At 54.7% G+C, this 14,481-nt stretch carries 12 protein-coding genes; 8 read left to right on the top strand and 4 right to left on the bottom strand.

Annotation, left to right across the window (positions count from 1 at the left end):
• Window positions 1–33: 33 nt before the first annotated feature.
• Window positions 34–1,746 carry an ABC-F family ATP-binding cassette domain-containing protein gene (locus ABLV75_RS04930; RefSeq protein WP_004101950.1) on the bottom strand — a complete coding sequence of 571 codons (1,713 nt, stop codon included), beginning with the start codon at window positions 1,744–1,746 and terminating at the stop codon, window positions 34–36.
• Between the two features lie 983 nt (window positions 1,747–2,729).
• On the opposite strand from ABLV75_RS04930, the gene ABLV75_RS04925 reads away from it, so the two are divergent.
• Window positions 2,730–3,404, top strand: a complete 675-nt coding sequence (locus ABLV75_RS04925; RefSeq protein ID WP_004101952.1) for a response regulator — start codon at window positions 2,730–2,732, stop codon at window positions 3,402–3,404.
• A 61-nt stretch (window positions 3,405–3,465) separates the two neighbouring features.
• Here ABLV75_RS04925 and ABLV75_RS04920 read toward each other — a convergent pair whose 3' ends face one another.
• The 3 genes from ABLV75_RS04920 to ABLV75_RS04910 form a co-directional block, all read right to left on the bottom strand.
• A complete protein-coding gene (locus tag ABLV75_RS04920; protein WP_004101954.1) occupies window positions 3,466–5,163 on the bottom strand; it encodes an NAD-dependent malic enzyme in 1,698 nt (565 codons plus the stop codon).
• Between the two features lie 184 nt (window positions 5,164–5,347).
• Window positions 5,348–5,488, bottom strand: a complete 141-nt coding sequence (gene sra / locus ABLV75_RS04915; protein ID WP_004101955.1) for a stationary-phase-induced ribosome-associated protein — start codon at window positions 5,486–5,488, stop codon at window positions 5,348–5,350.
• Between the two features lie 303 nt (window positions 5,489–5,791).
• On the bottom strand, window positions 5,792–6,643 hold the full coding sequence (locus ABLV75_RS04910) for a Vmh family MBL fold metallo-hydrolase (RefSeq protein WP_004101956.1): 852 nt from the start codon (window positions 6,641–6,643) through the stop codon (window positions 5,792–5,794).
• A gap of 113 nt (window positions 6,644–6,756) precedes the next feature.
• Between ABLV75_RS04910 and ABLV75_RS04905 the strand changes: the two genes are divergently transcribed.
• The 7 genes from ABLV75_RS04905 to ABLV75_RS04875 all read left to right on the top strand — a co-directional run bounded on the left by ABLV75_RS04905 (window position 6,757) and on the right by ABLV75_RS04875 (window position 14,474).
• The gene (locus tag ABLV75_RS04905; RefSeq protein ID WP_004101958.1) at window positions 6,757–7,659 is read left to right on the top strand and encodes a LysR family transcriptional regulator; all 903 of its coding nucleotides are present in this window, start codon (window positions 6,757–6,759) and stop codon (window positions 7,657–7,659) included.
• Window positions 7,659–8,138: a GNAT family N-acetyltransferase gene (locus ABLV75_RS04900; RefSeq protein ID WP_004101960.1), complete on the top strand. Its 480-nt coding sequence runs from the start codon at window positions 7,659–7,661 to the stop codon at window positions 8,136–8,138. Before ABLV75_RS04905 ends, ABLV75_RS04900 begins: the two co-directional genes overlap by 1 nt.
• An 80-nt stretch (window positions 8,139–8,218) precedes the next feature.
• On the top strand, window positions 8,219–8,650 hold the full coding sequence (locus tag ABLV75_RS04895) for an OsmC family protein (protein ID WP_004101962.1): 432 nt from the start codon (window positions 8,219–8,221) through the stop codon (window positions 8,648–8,650).
• 112 nt (window positions 8,651–8,762) lie between these two features.
• Window positions 8,763–9,632, top strand: coding sequence for an oxygenase MpaB family protein (locus ABLV75_RS04890; RefSeq protein ID WP_049095765.1), 870 nt, complete (start codon window positions 8,763–8,765; stop codon window positions 9,630–9,632).
• Window positions 9,633–9,833: 201 nt separating this feature from the next.
• Window positions 9,834–10,739, top strand: a complete 906-nt coding sequence (locus ABLV75_RS04885) for a cation diffusion facilitator family transporter (protein WP_004112917.1) — start codon at window positions 9,834–9,836, stop codon at window positions 10,737–10,739.
• Between the two features lie 326 nt (window positions 10,740–11,065).
• Window positions 11,066–11,983 carry a bestrophin family ion channel gene (locus tag ABLV75_RS04880; RefSeq protein WP_004101970.1) on the top strand — a complete coding sequence of 306 codons (918 nt, stop codon included), beginning with the start codon at window positions 11,066–11,068 and terminating at the stop codon, window positions 11,981–11,983.
• Window positions 11,984–12,173: 190 nt separating this feature from the next.
• On the top strand, window positions 12,174–14,474 hold the full coding sequence (locus ABLV75_RS04875) for an FdhF/YdeP family oxidoreductase (RefSeq protein WP_004112920.1): 2,301 nt from the start codon (window positions 12,174–12,176) through the stop codon (window positions 14,472–14,474).
• Window positions 14,475–14,481 lie beyond the last annotated feature (7 nt).

The raw sequence follows: 14,481 nt of genomic DNA, 5'->3' as shown, positions 1-14,481 counted from the left end.
CCCGGCGCAGCGGGCTGCGCCGGGGAACAACATTTAGCTTAGCAAAGCGTTGAGGGTGGCTATCTCCTTACGCCACTGCGCCTGCAGCTGCGGTTTTTGATGTTTTGGTTTACGGGCCAGATCGTCGGCCAGCAGTTGCTCAAGCGACACTAACCGTTCCAGCAGCGTATCATGGTCTTCCTCCGCTTCGCGGCGGTTCTCCGCCACGACCTCCGGGGCCGGACAACGAACGGCGGTGCGTAAAACCTCATACACCTCTTCGGCGCTGTGCCATTCGCTCAGCCCGCGCTCGTCAATAAGCCAGAAGCGATTGCAGCTATGGTTAATGAGTTCGCGGTCGTGGCTCACCAGCAGCAGTCCGCCTGGGTAGTCGCACAACGTTCTTGCCAGCGCAGTTTTGCCGTCCATATCCAGATGGTTGGTTGGCTCATCCAGAAGCAGCAGGCTATAGCAGGCCAGAGACAGGCCGACAAATAGCAGACGCGAACGCTCGCCGCCGCTTAAGGTGGCGACCTTTTGCCCGTGACGAGCCCAGCTAAATCCGGCTGAGATCAGCGCCCGCTTGCGCGCGTCCGCCGCCGGCTCAAAAGGCTCCAGCGCGTCGAGAAGCGTGTCGTCATCCGCAAGCTGATGCAGGATCTGATCGTAATAACCCGGTTTCAGCCGCGGGTGCAGGCGTAAGCCGTCCTCCGCTGATTCCTGCTGCATATGTCGCCACAGTAGACGCAGCAGGGAGGATTTCCCGCCGCCGTTACGGCCCATTACCGCGACCCGATCGCCGCTTTTCAGACGAGCCAGACCCGCAGTAAACAGGACCGGCAGACCCGGCGCGGGCGGGACGGGAAGCTGATCCATCTCCAGCAGCCTGTCTGCCCGCAGCATGTCGCCGCGCAGCGTTAGCCGCCAGGGTGTTCCGGCGGTGAGATCGGTTTGGCTCTCCTTCAGGCGCTGAACCTGCTTTTCCATTTGCTTAGCTTTACGCGAGAGATCTTCGTTGTCATAGGTGCGCCCCCAGATAGCCAGTCGTTTGGCGCTGGCGGCGACCCGGTCAATCTCTTTTTGCTCGGCTTTATGGCGCAGCGCATCGCTGGCATCTCGCTCATCCAGCGCCTGACGGGCAGCGCTGCAGGGCAGGGAGAAGGCATGCAGGGTTTTGTCGCGCAGGATCCAACTCGCATTAGTTACAGCATCCAGTAAGATGTTGTCATGAGACACCAGAACGAAACTCCCCTGCCAGGTTTGCAAGAAGCTTTCCAGCCACAGGAGGGTCGGCAGGTCGAGGTGGTTTCCCGGTTCGTCCAACAGCAGGAGATCCGGTTGCTGAATCAGCGCCCTGGCAAGCAGCAGCCGGGTATGCTGACCGCCGCTCAGGGTTGACGCCCGCTGCCGGGCTTCATCGGCCGTAAAGCCCATCTCCGTCAGCAGCCGCTCCGCTTGCCAGCGCTGGTTCTCTCGCTCAAGGGCGGGAAGTTTTTCCAGGACCACCTGTAGCAGAGGTTGCGCTAACAGCGTATCGGGTAGATGCTGTTCCACCCGCGCCATCAGGCAGTGGCTGGCCAGCGCCACGCTGCCCCCATTCGGAATCATCGTGCCGTCCAGCACTCTAAGCAGGGTACTTTTTCCGCAGCCGTTATAGCCAATCAGGCCAATGCGGTCGCCTTTTTTGAGGGTAAAGGAGAGGTTTGTGAACAGCGGGCCAAACGCCGTATCAACATGGAGAGATTGTGCAGTTAGTAATGTACTCATGGTGAACTTACTCAAGAGTTACAGGCATGTTTATGCCTCGTCAAACATCGCTGACGATAACCCGGTAAGCCCGAGGGAAGGGATTCAGTCTTTGGTTTCTTCGCTCAAGCTGAAGTTATCGCAGCACGATACCGATAACGCTTGAGCAGGTGCGATCGCCAAATGCACGTGAAAAAAACATTTCACGGTACGACATGGGATCCTCCTTTTTTTATTCAGTAAGTTGATAGGTGCAGGCAGTGTAATGGGTGAAATCCGTTTTGGCTAGCGATCCGTTTACGCCGGGCACGCTTTTGCCACTAACATCCTGGGCGCTTGAACCCTATCAGGCTTAGCAGCGCTGCTTTGGCGCAACGCAAAAGCGATAACGCAGAAGAATTATTCATGAAATCAATATAACTTACGTAATCTCGCTCATTTCATAATCGATTCGACAGAAAAGAAGAATATTTCCGCTACCAATTGATATATATCATTATTTTTCTGCAAACTGTAATGGTTCAAAATCAATTATTTGTCATACTTATAGCTATTTATGCTTCAGATAAAATGATTATCGGTTTTATATACTTTAAAAACCGGGCTCACTGTTTTCATGCTGCTAAATAAATCTGTTTGCTTAGATTTTGATCATCAATAGCTAACGTTGAATAAGCCACGGCATGTGGTTTAATATTTGTTTCGTCTGTATAAGCCTGGCGAGATAATCTGACAGCAGGACTGATTATCCTCAATAAACGTTAGCCAGGCCGTTTCCTGAGATAACTATATCAATTGTCTGGTGCTTTATATCCTTATAAAGCGCTTTGGGTTTTTATTCGCCGTGAGCCAGGCTTATGAAAAATTTAATTATCACCGCTAAAAACTATTTATTAGCGTTTTTAATGCCGCATGCTACTTAACGTACAGCAACAGCCGCACAATATAGTTATTAAAAAATAAAAAGGTCACGCCTGTTAATTACTATCGAAATAGGGGGGGAGATGCGCATACTTGTCTTTGCGGATAAGGCTCTGCTGCGTCATCATTTGAAAGTACAGCTAACGCAGCAAGGGCATATCGTCGATGATGCACAAAACGTCAAGGAAGCGAATTACTATATCGTAGAGTATCCGCCTGACATCGCAATTATTGATCTGGACGCGACAAGTGAAGCGGGTCTGGCTCTGATACGCGACTGGCGCGGCCAGGGGGTTTCTGTACCGATATTGGTTATGAGCGCAGGCGAGTGCTGGCAGGATTGCGTTAACGCCCTCAACGCCGGTGCGGACAACCACATCCGTAAGCCATTTCATATTGATATTATGGTTGCGCGTATCAATACGCTTTTTCGCCGCAACTATGGATTGTCATCAGAATTAATCTCAATACCGCCATTTCTGCTAAATCTTTCGCGTCGGGAATTGTCAGTAAATGGTGTTACGTTAAATCTGACCGCTTTTGAATATATTATTATGGAAACATTAATCCGCAACTGCGGTAAAGTTACCAGCAAGGATGATCTTATGCGCCAGCTGTATGCAGAAGGAGAGCTATATTGCAGCAGTTCACTAATGGTCCTTATTGGGCGGATACGTAAAAAGATTCGGGCGTGTTATTCATCTGAGTCCATCGTGACGATTCGCCGGCAGGGCTATAGATTTGATATCAAAAAATAGCGAACCAGAGAATTATTTCCCAGGTAACCAGGAGCATTAACGCTCCCGGTTACGCTAGTGGTTATATTGACGTCCGGCGATAGTTGCGATATTCCGGCTGCCAGAAGTTATCGGCGATCGCCTGCAGCAGCGCTTCGGCGGAGGTTTTCACCGCCACGCCTTGCTCCTGGGCAATTTTACCCACCGCAAAAGCGATAGCGCGCGAAACGCTCTGGATATCTTTCAGTTCCGGCAGAACCGGACCTTCACCGTTATTCACCAGCGGCGAATGTTTCGCCAGCGTTTCGCTGGCGGCCATCAGCATCTCATCGGTCACGCGCGAAGCGCCTGAAGCGATAACCCCAAGGCCGATCCCCGGGAAGATATAGGAGTTGTTACACTGGGCGATGACGTACTGCTTGCCTTTGAGCGTTACCGGAGCGAACGGACTGCCGGTAGCGACCAGCGCTTCTCCGTCGGTCCAGCTGAGGATATTTTGCGGCGTGGCTTCCACCCTTGAGGTCGGGTTTGACAGCGGCATCACGATTGGTCGTGGGCAATGCTTATGCATCTCGCGGATAATCTCTTCGGTGAACAGCCCAGGCTGCCCGGAGACGCCGATCAGGATATCCGGTTTTACATTTTGCACCACGTCAAGCAGCGACAGCACGTCACTGGTGGTGTCCCACTCTTGCAGGTGTTCGCGTTTCTGCACCAGTTTGCTCTGGAACGGCAGAAGATTTGGCATCGCATCCGTGAGCAGACCGAAACGGTCAACCATAAATACGCGTTTGCGGGCTTCTTCTTCGCTTAACCCTTCGCGCTGGATCTGGGCGACGATCTGCTCCGCGATACCGCAGCCTGCGGAACCGGCGCCGAGGAAGACAATTTTCTGCTCGCTCAGCTGACTGCCCGCGCCGCGGCTGGCGGCAATCAGCGTACCGACGGTGACCGAGGCGGTGCCCTGGATATCATCGTTGAAGGAGCAGATTTCGTGGCGATAGCGGTTAAGCAGCGGCATAGCGTTTTTCTGCGCGAAGTCTTCGAACTGCAGCAGCACATCCGGCCAGCGGGCTTTAATCGCCTGAATAACATCGTCAACAAACTGGTAATACTCATCGTCGGTAATACGCGGGTGGCGCCAGCCCATGTATAACGGATCGTCGAGCAGTTGCTGATTATTGGTGCCCACGTCAAGAACGACCGGCAGGGTGTAGGCCGGGCTGATCCCCCCGCAGGTGGTATACAGCGACAGTTTGCCGATAGGAATGCCCATTCCGCCGATGCCCTGGTCGCCGAGGCCGAGAATACGTTCGCCATCGGTCATCACGATAACCTTAACGTTATGGTTCGGTACGTTTTGCAGAATATCGTCGAGATTATTGCGGTTCTGGTAAGAGATAAACACGCCGCGGGCGCGACGATAGATCTCAGAGAAGCGTTCACAGGCGGCGCCGACGGTCGGGGTATAGATGACCGGCATCATTTCATCGAGGTGGTTGCCGACCAGACGGTAGAACAGGGTTTCGTTGGTATCCTGAATGTTGCGCAGGTAAATGTGCTTGTCGATCTCGGTTTTAAATCCCTGGTATTGGATCCACGCGCGTTCGGCCTGCTCTTCGATGGTTTCGACCACTTCCGGCAGCAGGCCCAGCAGATTAAAGCTGCTGCGCTCTTCCATGCTGAAGGCGCTGCCCTTATTGAGCAGCGGAAATTCAAGCAGCACGGGGCCGGCGTAAGGGATGTAAAGAGAGCGGTTTTTCTTATGAGTGAATTGCATCGCACTAACTCCTTGATAATCGCTTCAGCCCGGGCGCGGCGACAGGCGGGGGGCTGGCAGGGAATGGCAGCGGGCAGAGTATAAAGCAGAAGACATCAAAGGAGGGTAAACATGAGGGGGATAGTCTTAAAAAAACACCATCCTGGAGAAAGGACGGTGTTTTTATCATCACTTAGCTGAAAGATTAGCCACCGCGGCGCTTGCGGCCGGTGGCGCGAACATGGTTAACCGTGGTTTCCGCATCGCCTTCCAGCAGGACCTTTTTCTGCTGAGAAAGTTTGTAGTTCAGACCAAGAAGATGACGTGCCTGTTGGTTCGATTTCATTCTTACTCCTTTATCCTGTGTCAGTTTCAAGGACAAGCCCGACGACTGTCGGACGAAATTTAACCCTCAATACGCCGCTTATTTTTCACGCGGCGATCATTAGCGTGGCCCATTTTGCCGGGATTAGCAACATTGAGACGGCACAATCAGCCTCATTTTCAGAGTGGTCCGGGGTCACTCTGCTTCTGCGGATCGTGCCCGGTAAGGCGTTCGCCTTTCCGGGCCGACGGGCGGGTGGCGGGCTTACCCCCTGGATATAGCATTAACCTTCACCAGGCAGAAATCCCCGCGTAATACCCAGACTTACCACTTCATTTCGCCGGTATTCACTTTGGCGCTCAGCTCCAGCGAACTCTCTTCCGCGAGCCCCGGCCAGCGCTGTTTCATCGCCTTAATGACGCCAGCGGAATCTTTATGCTCTTTGAGCGCCTGCTCAAACTGGGTCAAATAATCGCGAGTAAAAGTAATCGCCCGGTCACCGGCTGGCGGCGTGCCGAGATAATGGCCGGGGATCACCTGCTGCGGATGCAACGCGGCCATCTCGTCGAGCGTATTTATCCACTGCTGACGGCTTTCGACGCTCTGAGTGTCCGCCGTCCAGACGTGCATACCCCACGCCACGCCGGTACCGCCAAGAATGGCTTTATTCGCCGGGATCCACACATAGGCGGCATAATTTTGCGGCTGGCGGATCTCAACCTTTTCGCCGTCGATAGTGAAGGTATTAGCCGTCAGCTCCTGCGGGACATAAACCTGGGTCGGCGCGCCGTCCTTCATCTGCGGGCCCCAGTACGCCAGTTTGGCCTGTTTGGTGGCGTTAATGTGTTTAACCACTTCTGCGGTTGCCACCACTTTGGCTTCCGGGAACGCTTTGACCAGCGGCTGCAGGCCAAAATAGAAATCCGGATCGCCGGAAGTAATCACGATGCGGGTCAGTTTTTTACCGCTTTTCTGAATCATTTCAACCAGCTTCTCGCCATCCTTCACGCTGAACTGAGCGTCAAACAACACCGCTTCATGCGGGCCGGAGGCGAGGGTGGAGTTAACCGCGAAAATACCGTTCTCCTGCGGGTTATAGGTTTGCAACGTTAATGGGGCTGCCAGAACTGAAGCGCTGAACAGCGTAGTGGCGATGGCAAGGGCAGATAATTTCATGTTCGTTTCTCTTCGTCAGGTGAATAAGCGCTATTTTACGGATTTCCTGATTTGCGAAAATTCCTGAAAAAAGAGATGCTGAGTTTCATAAAACGTGCAGATGGAATCAAGTTATGGATCGAGTCATTGCCGCGCAGGTCTATATGCGTATTTGTGAGCTGGGAAGCTTAAGCGCCGCCGCGCGGGCGCTGGGGATGTCGCGGCCGATGGTGAGCCGCTATCTGGAACAGATGGAGCAGTGGGCTGGCACCCGACTGGTTCATCGCTCTACCCGTAAGCTGACGCTCACGGCTGCGGGGGAAAAGGTACTGCAAAAAACGCGCACCCTGACGCAGCTGTCGGATGAGATCGCCGGGCAGAGTGAACGAGCGATCCCCAGCGGAACGCTGCGCGTAGCCTGCGCTCATTTTACCGCGATGCAGCTGATTTCTCCGCTTTTGCCCGATTTTCTCGCCCGCTATCCGCACCTGCGTCTTGAGCTGGATATCAACAATCATCCGGTAAGCCTGATAGGCGAAAGGATCGACGTGGCGATTCGGATCACCGACAATCCGGAGCCGGGAGCTATCGCCCGCCGTCTCGGCGTTTGCCGTTCGGTGCTGTGCGCGTCGCCGCGCTGGCTACAGCAGAATGGGCCGCTGCATACGCCGGACGATCTCACTCGCCACAACTGCCTGCATTACAGCCATTTTGCCAGTCAGACCTGGCAGTTTAGCGACCCCAGCGGCGAAAGCGTGACGGTGGCGGTTTCCGGCAACCTCAGCGCCGGGATCTCCTCGCTGTTGATGGAGGCGGCGGTAGCCGGCTGCGGCATCGCAATGCTGCCGGAGCTGGAGGCGCAGCGGGCGCTCAACAGCGGGGCGCTGAAACAGGTTTTACCGACCTGGCGGCCAAAAGCCTTAAACGTGTATGGGATTTATCTCTCGCGGGACTACCAGCCGAGCGCGCTGCCGCTGTTTCTTGAAGAGATTCAGCAAAAACTGGCGCAACCTAACGATATAAAAGGACCCTTGTGATGATTGTTATTCGCCCAATGCGCGATGAAGAGTACGCCGCGTACCTGAACTATTTTATTGCCGATTATGCGGCGGAGATCGCGACCAATTACGCGCTTTCTCCGGAGGCGGCATTGGCCCAGGCGCAGCGCGAAATTGCCGAGGATCTGCCCGATGGCGTCAATACTCACGGCCAGGCTTTACGCTGCTTATTCGATGAAATTGACGGTACAGAAAAGCGGGTTGGCTATCTCTGGTATAAGCCTGACGCAGAAATACGCTCCGCCTTTATCTGTGATTTTTATATTTTTCCGTCCTTGCAGGGGCAGGGATTGGGTAAACAAGCGATGGCGGCTTTTGAGCATGAATTAAAAAACCAGGGTATCCGCCAAATAAAACTGCGCGTCGCCGGCGATAATCCGCGCGCTCGCCGACTCTATGAAGTCACCGGATTTCGCGTTACCGGCATCAATATGAGTAAAAATATCGCTGCGGATTGATCCTAAAATCGCCGCGTGCCGCCCAAATGCGTAAGGGAGTTCTATACTTAACCCTTTCATGTCACAAAAGGAGCGATATCATGGCAATCCATAAGAAAGGTCAGGCGCATTGGGAAGGGGATCTAAAAAGCGGTAAAGGAACCGTCTCTACCGAGAGCGGCGCGCTGAACCAGCAGCCTTATGGTTTTAACACCCGGTTTGAGGGTGTGAAGGGGACTAACCCGGAAGAGCTTATCGGCGCCGCACATGCCGCCTGTTTTTCCATGGCGCTATCGCTGATGCTGAGCGAAGAGGGCTACACCGCGACCTCCATTGATACCGTGGCAGTGGTAACGCTGGATAAATCCGGCGGCGGTTTCGCCATTACCCAGATCGCGCTACAGAGCAAAATCGTGCTGCCAGGCATTGAGGCCGACGCGTTTGACAGCATTATTCAGAAAGCAAAAGCCGGTTGTCCGGTTTCTCAGGTGTTGAATGCTGAGATAACCCTGGATTATCAGCTCAATTCCTGACCTCTCGGGTGCCCGCGTTCAGCGGGCGCTCTCCTTTAAAGCCGTTTCAGGACAATGCCCCCGCCGTTGATTAATGTTATCTTTCTTGCTCACGAATGAGAGCAGGTGGGTCATGATCAGCATACGCGGAACGATTGAAGCTCAGGTTCTGGGCTTAACCGGCATGGCGCTAAAAGAGATCGATTTTGAACATCCCAAAGGCGAACCGGGGCTTTTTGGGCCGCAGTCGGCTATCTGGCAGGTTCACGGCGATTTCACGTCCATGCTCTGCGGCGGGGTCAGCGCGCTGTTGTTACAGATGCTGCATCCGCTGGCCCTGGCGGGCGTCTGGGATCACTCAAATTTCCGTGAAGATATCTTTGGCCGCCTGCGCCGCACCAGCCAGTTTATTTCTGCCACCACCTTTGGCACCACCGCCGATGCCGAACGGTTGATTGCAAAAGTACAGGGGATCCATATGCGGGTAGGCGGCCAGGACAAAGACGGCACGCCCTATCAGGCCAGCGATCCGCACTTGCTGACCTGGGTGCACGTCGCCGAATGCAGCAGCTTTATGGCCTCGCATCTGCGCTACAAGCGGACCGTGGTCAGCGCCGCCCGTCAGGAGCAATACTATGAGGAAGCGGCCGAAGTTGCCCGTCGCCTCGGGGCGCGGGATATCCCACAGACGCCGCGGCAGATTGCTGATTACCTGCAGGAGATGCGGCCGGTGCTGCGCTGCGATGAGCGAACCCAGGAAGTTGCCCACGTTCTGCTGTCGACCCGTCTGCCGGGCCGTATGAGCCGGCCGGTGGGGCGAATAATGATGCGCGCCGGAATTGACCTGCTGCCGCCGTGGGCGCAGGAGATGCTTAATTTGCCGATGAGCACGCTACAGCGGCACAGCGCGCGGTTTGCGGTTCACGGCGTCGCTCGCATACTGCGCGCCTCGGTGCGCAACGGCGCGTATCATTGCGCAATGCGCCGGATGAATCAGTTTTAATTTTGCCCCTTTGTTGAATACGCGGAAATATAGCCATGGCTATTATTGATATGGCTATTTTGTTTAAAAGCAAACTATTCTCATTTATATATTTAAGGTCGGAAGAAATAATTAAACACTCTCTTAATGGCGGCGACTTATTCAGGAAAAATTAAGCCTGAACGCGTAGTCTTGCTCTTTTTCTTCGGGGAAGTGTCGGTAATGAAAATAAGTAACGATAAGCAGCGTTCCCAGGTTGCGCGTAAAACGACGCTGGTCAGCGTGATGGTCAATCTCTTTTTATCCAGTTTTCAGATACTGGCCGGGATATTCTCGGGCTCGCAGGGCTTAATCGCCGATGGTATTCATTCTCTTTCCGATTTGGTGGCCGATTTCGTTGTGCTGTTGGCCAATAAAAAAAGCGGCAAACCTTCGGATAGCGACCATCACTACGGGCACCGGCGCTATGAAAACGGCGCTTCACTGGTGATTGGCGCGCTGCTGTTACTGGTTGGCGCGGGTATGCTGTGGTCTGCTTGCGGCAAACTACTGCAACCGGAATCTATTCAGAGTGTGCATATTACCGCGCTGTGGGTGGCGCTCGCCGCGCTGACCGCCAAAGAGATTTTATTCCGCTATATGCTAAGGGCGGCTAAGCAAATCCAGTCCTCTATGCTAATTGCCAACGCCTGGCACGCCCGCTCGGACGCCGCGTCTTCGGTAGTCGTTGCGGTCGGCATCATCGGTAATCTGGCCGGTTACGCCTGGTTTGACCCAGTGGCCGCACTGGTTGTCGGCGCGCTGGTCACCCGCATGGGCTATACCTTTTCGTCTGACGCCCTCCATGACCTGATGGATCGGTCAGTGGATAGCGATAGCGAGCGGCAAATAATCGCCACTATCCTGGCAACGCCCGGCGTCGTGGCGCTGCACGACCTGAAAACCCGTCGTGCCGGGGATTTGATCCTGGTCGATGTGCATGTCGAAGTACCCGGGCATTTATCGGTAGCGGAGGGGCACGATATTGCGCTGCTGGTGCGGACCCGGGTGCTAAGCCACCATAACGTTCTGCATATGATGATTCATATTGACCCGTGTCGCGCAGAGAGCGCCGCGATTGTCGCGTAAATTATTCCCCTGGATTTTCGAGGGTTATGTCGGATTGCGGATAATATTGCCTGCGAAATAAAAAAGGACCATAATTCAGCGGCTATTCTTTCATCGCTGATAAATAGCCGGCTGACACAATGTCGTGTTTTTAAACAATATAAGAATCCAATCGGTTAATAGAAACGCTCTATAGCCTGAATAATTCAAGTTACAGGAAGACGGCGGCGCAGGGAGTCCCCAGAATCTGACTTCTGTCAGCGAATGGGGTGCGAGGAAAGCCAATGTCCAGGTAACTTGCCGTTTGACAGGGATATTAACCGTGCGAAATTTCAGGAAGTAATACAATGATTATCCGGCCAGAACAACACTGGTTCCTTCGCTTGTTTGACTGGCACGGCTCCGTGCTGTCCAAAATTGTTTTTCGCCTGCTGCTTAACGTAATGATGTCGATTATCGCCATCATTAGCTATCAATGGTATGAGCGGCTGGGGATCCATCTTACCGTCGCGCCGTTTAGCCTGCTGGGGATCGCCATCGCTATTTTCCTCGGATTTCGCAATAGCGCCGGATATAACCGCTTTGTTGAAGCGCGCAATTTATGGGGGACGGTGCTGATTGCCCAAAGAACGCTGGTGCGCCAGCTGAAAAATATTCTGCCGACGGAAAGCGCAGCCCATCAACGCCTGGTGAGCTATCTGGTCGCGTTTAGCTGGAGTCTGAAGCATCAGCTGCGTAAGACGGATCCGAGCGCTGATTTAGCACGTCTGCTGCCGCCGCACAGCGTAAAGGAAATTCTCGCCAGCTCGATGCCGACCAACCGTATTCTGCTGCTGGCAGGTGATGAGCTGGGGCGTCTGCGCGCAGAAGGGAAGATTGGCGATATCACCTTCAGCCTGATGGACAATAAACTTGATGAGCTGGGCCACGCGCTGGGGGGCTGCGAGCGGCTGGCCAGCACCCCGGTGCCCTTTGCCTATACGCTTATTTTGCAGCGCACGGTGTATCTGTTCTGCGCGCTGCTGCCGTTTGCGCTGGTCGGCGATCTTCACTATATGACGCCGTTCGTGTCGGTGTTTATCTCCTACACCTTCCTGTCGTGGGATTCGCTGGCGGAGGAACTGGAAGATCCGTTCGGTACCGCCGCTAACGATTTGCCGCTGAACGCGATGTGTAACACCATTGAGCGCAACCTGCTGGATATGACCGGACAATATCCCTTACCGGAGAAACTGGTGCCGGACCGCCACTACAATCTGACCTGATTTTGTGTGTTTATTATTCGTTAAATAAGTTAAATCTAACGCGTGATAGATAACATTGATTATACAGTCATGGCCCAGATTGTTATGCTTTCGTTAACAAAACGCCCGCTATTTTGACGGATAGCGGGTGATAAGACATCAGGCGGCATTTCACCTGCAATCCGCCGCCGAAAGCGCATCAGGAGTCAACATGAGTAATAGAAGACGCGTCGTTCCCGGCGTCCATCCCTATGATGGTCCGGCGGGCGGCTGGGGTGCCTTAAAAGCCACCGCGATCGCCGTGCGTACGCAAATGGACGCGCTCGATGCTCCCGCCACGCTGCTGCGGACCAATCAGCCGGATGGTTTTGATTGCCCTGGCTGCGCCTGGCCCGACAAAGAGCATAAATCGACGTTTCAGTTCTGTGAAAACGGCGCCAAAGCGGTGACCTGGGAAGCCACCAGTAAACGCGTGACGGCAGAGTTTCTGGCGACCAATACCGTGACCTCGCTGCTGGCGAGGAGTGATTTCGAGCTGGAAGGCTACGGGCGCTTAACTCAGCCTCTGGCCTATGATCAGGCCAGCGATACCCTGCGTCCTGTCTCATGGGAAGCGGCGTTTGCCCGTATCGGCGCCATTCTCCGGACGCTGCAGCCTCATGAAGTCGAGTTCTATACCTCCGGACGCGCCTCTAACGAAGCGGCCTTCCTGTTCCAGCTGTTCGCCCGCGAATATGGCACCAACAACTTTCCGGACTGCTCCAATATGTGCCATGAGTCGACCAGCGTCGGCCTGCCGCAGTCCATCGGTATCGGTAAAGGGACGGTCTCACTTGATGATTTTGATAAGACCGAGCTGGTGATTTCTATCGGCCACAATCCCGGAACCAACCATCCGCGCATGATGGGCACGCTGCACGAACTGGCGCGCCGGGGCGTGCCGATTATCGTCTTCAATCCGCTAAAAGAGCGGGCGCTGGAACGTTTCGCCGATCCGCAGAACGTCATTGAGATGGCGACCTACAGCTCAACCAACATTGCATCGACTTACTTCCAGGTCAAAGCGGGAGGCGACGCGGCGGCGCTTAAGGGCATCGCGAAGGCGCTGCTGCAGCTGGAAGCAGAGCAGGGCAAAGTGCTGGATCGGGCGTTTATCGATGAGCATACGCTGGGCTTTACCGACTTTGCGCAGGATCTACAGGCGACGCAGTGGCAGGATATCGAGCGCGAGTCGGGTTTAACGCGGGGCGATCTTGAACGGGTAGCGGCGGCCTATGCCAAATCTCACGCCACCATTATCACCTACGGCATGGGCATTACCCAGCATAATAAAGGCACCGCTAACGTCCGCCTGATAGCCGACCTGCTGTTGATGCGCGGCAATATCGGTAAGCCGGGTGCCGGAATCTGCCCGCTGCGCGGACACTCCAACGTGCAGGGTAACCGCACCGTCGGCATCACGGAAAAGCCGAGCCCCCAGTTTCTGGCCAACCTGCAGCGGGTGTTTGGTTTTACGCCGCCGCAGGAGCATGGCCATGATGCGGTAAAAGCGCTGCAGGCGATGATCGAGGGTGAATCGAAAGCGCTTCTCTGCCTGGGTGGTAACTTCGCGGTGGCTATGCCGGATAGCGAACGGGCTTTTCCGGCGATGCGGGGGCTGGATTTGAGCGTGCATATTGGCACCAAGCTCAATCGTTCGCATCTTCTGGTGGCGAAAGAGACCATTATCCTGCCGTGTCTTGGGCGAACCGAACTCGATCTGCAGGAGACGGGACGGCAGTCGATCACCGTCGAAGATTCGATGTCGATGGTGCATGCATCGTCGGGCAAACTGAAACCCGGTTCGCCTGAACTGCGCTCGGAACCGGCGATTGTTGCCGGGATGGCCATGGCGACGCTGACGGAGAGCAAAATTGACTGGCTGGCGCTGGTCGCCGACTACGATCGGATCCGCGATCTGATTGAGCAGACCATCCCCGGCTTTGACCACTACAATCAGCGCATTCGCCATCCCGGCGGTTTTCGCATGCCGCTGCCGCCGACGGAGCGTATCTGGCCCACGCCGACCGGCAAAGCGATGTTTTCCGTTTTCGACGGGGTGCACGAAAACCAGCAGGTAGAAGGGCATGAGGTGATGCGCCTGGTGACGCTGCGCAGCCACGATCAATACAACACCACCATCTATGCCATGGACGATCGCTATCGCGGCGTGTTTGGCCGTCGCGACGTGCTCTTTATGAACGAACAGGATATGGCTGAGCTGGGATTTGAACACGGCGACCGGGTGGATATCCGCTCCGCGCTGCCGGGCCACCATCAGCGGCTGGAAGATATCACGCTGGTTGCCTACAACATCGCCCCGGGCACCGTTGCGGCCTACTACCCTGAAGCTAACGTTCTGGTTCCTCTGGATTACCTTGATAAAGAGAGTGGAACGCCATCGTATAAATCGGCGCCCGTGCGCTTAACCTTGCGCTCGAAAGAGATTCGCGCGCTGACAGGGCTTCGCTAACCCCTTT

The organism is Klebsiella sp. CN_Kp066 (assembly GCF_040065135.1).
GTDB lineage: Bacteria > Pseudomonadota > Gammaproteobacteria > Enterobacterales > Enterobacteriaceae > Klebsiella > Klebsiella oxytoca.
The sequence above is the reverse complement of the archived record's forward strand: the minus strand, read 5'-3'. Positions and strand labels throughout refer to the sequence as shown.

Excerpts from the sequence above, each read along its gene's own strand:
- ABLV75_RS04895 (WP_004101962.1), top strand. The coding sequence starts at position 8,219 with ATGGCAATCCATAAGAAAGGTCAGGCGCATTGGGAAGGGGATCTAAAA.
- ABLV75_RS04905 (WP_004101958.1), top strand. The coding sequence starts at position 6,757 with ATGGATCGAGTCATTGCCGCGCAGGTCTATATGCGTATTTGTGAGCTG.
- ABLV75_RS04930 (WP_004101950.1), bottom strand. The coding sequence starts at position 1,746 with ATGAGTACATTACTAACTGCACAATCTCTCCATGTTGATACGGCGTTT.
- ABLV75_RS04925 (WP_004101952.1), top strand. The coding sequence starts at position 2,730 with ATGCGCATACTTGTCTTTGCGGATAAGGCTCTGCTGCGTCATCATTTG.
- ABLV75_RS04885 (WP_004112917.1), top strand. The coding sequence starts at position 9,834 with ATGAAAATAAGTAACGATAAGCAGCGTTCCCAGGTTGCGCGTAAAACG.
- sra (WP_004101955.1), bottom strand. The coding sequence starts at position 5,488 with ATGAAATCGAACCAACAGGCACGTCATCTTCTTGGTCTGAACTACAAA.
- ABLV75_RS04890 (WP_049095765.1), top strand. The coding sequence starts at position 8,763 with ATGATCAGCATACGCGGAACGATTGAAGCTCAGGTTCTGGGCTTAACC.
- ABLV75_RS04900 (WP_004101960.1), top strand. The coding sequence starts at position 7,659 with ATGATTGTTATTCGCCCAATGCGCGATGAAGAGTACGCCGCGTACCTG.
- ABLV75_RS04880 (WP_004101970.1), top strand. The coding sequence starts at position 11,066 with ATGATTATCCGGCCAGAACAACACTGGTTCCTTCGCTTGTTTGACTGG.
- ABLV75_RS04875 (WP_004112920.1), top strand. The coding sequence starts at position 12,174 with ATGAGTAATAGAAGACGCGTCGTTCCCGGCGTCCATCCCTATGATGGT.
- ABLV75_RS04920 (WP_004101954.1), bottom strand. The coding sequence starts at position 5,163 with ATGCAATTCACTCATAAGAAAAACCGCTCTCTTTACATCCCTTACGCC.
- ABLV75_RS04910 (WP_004101956.1), bottom strand. The coding sequence starts at position 6,643 with ATGAAATTATCTGCCCTTGCCATCGCCACTACGCTGTTCAGCGCTTCA.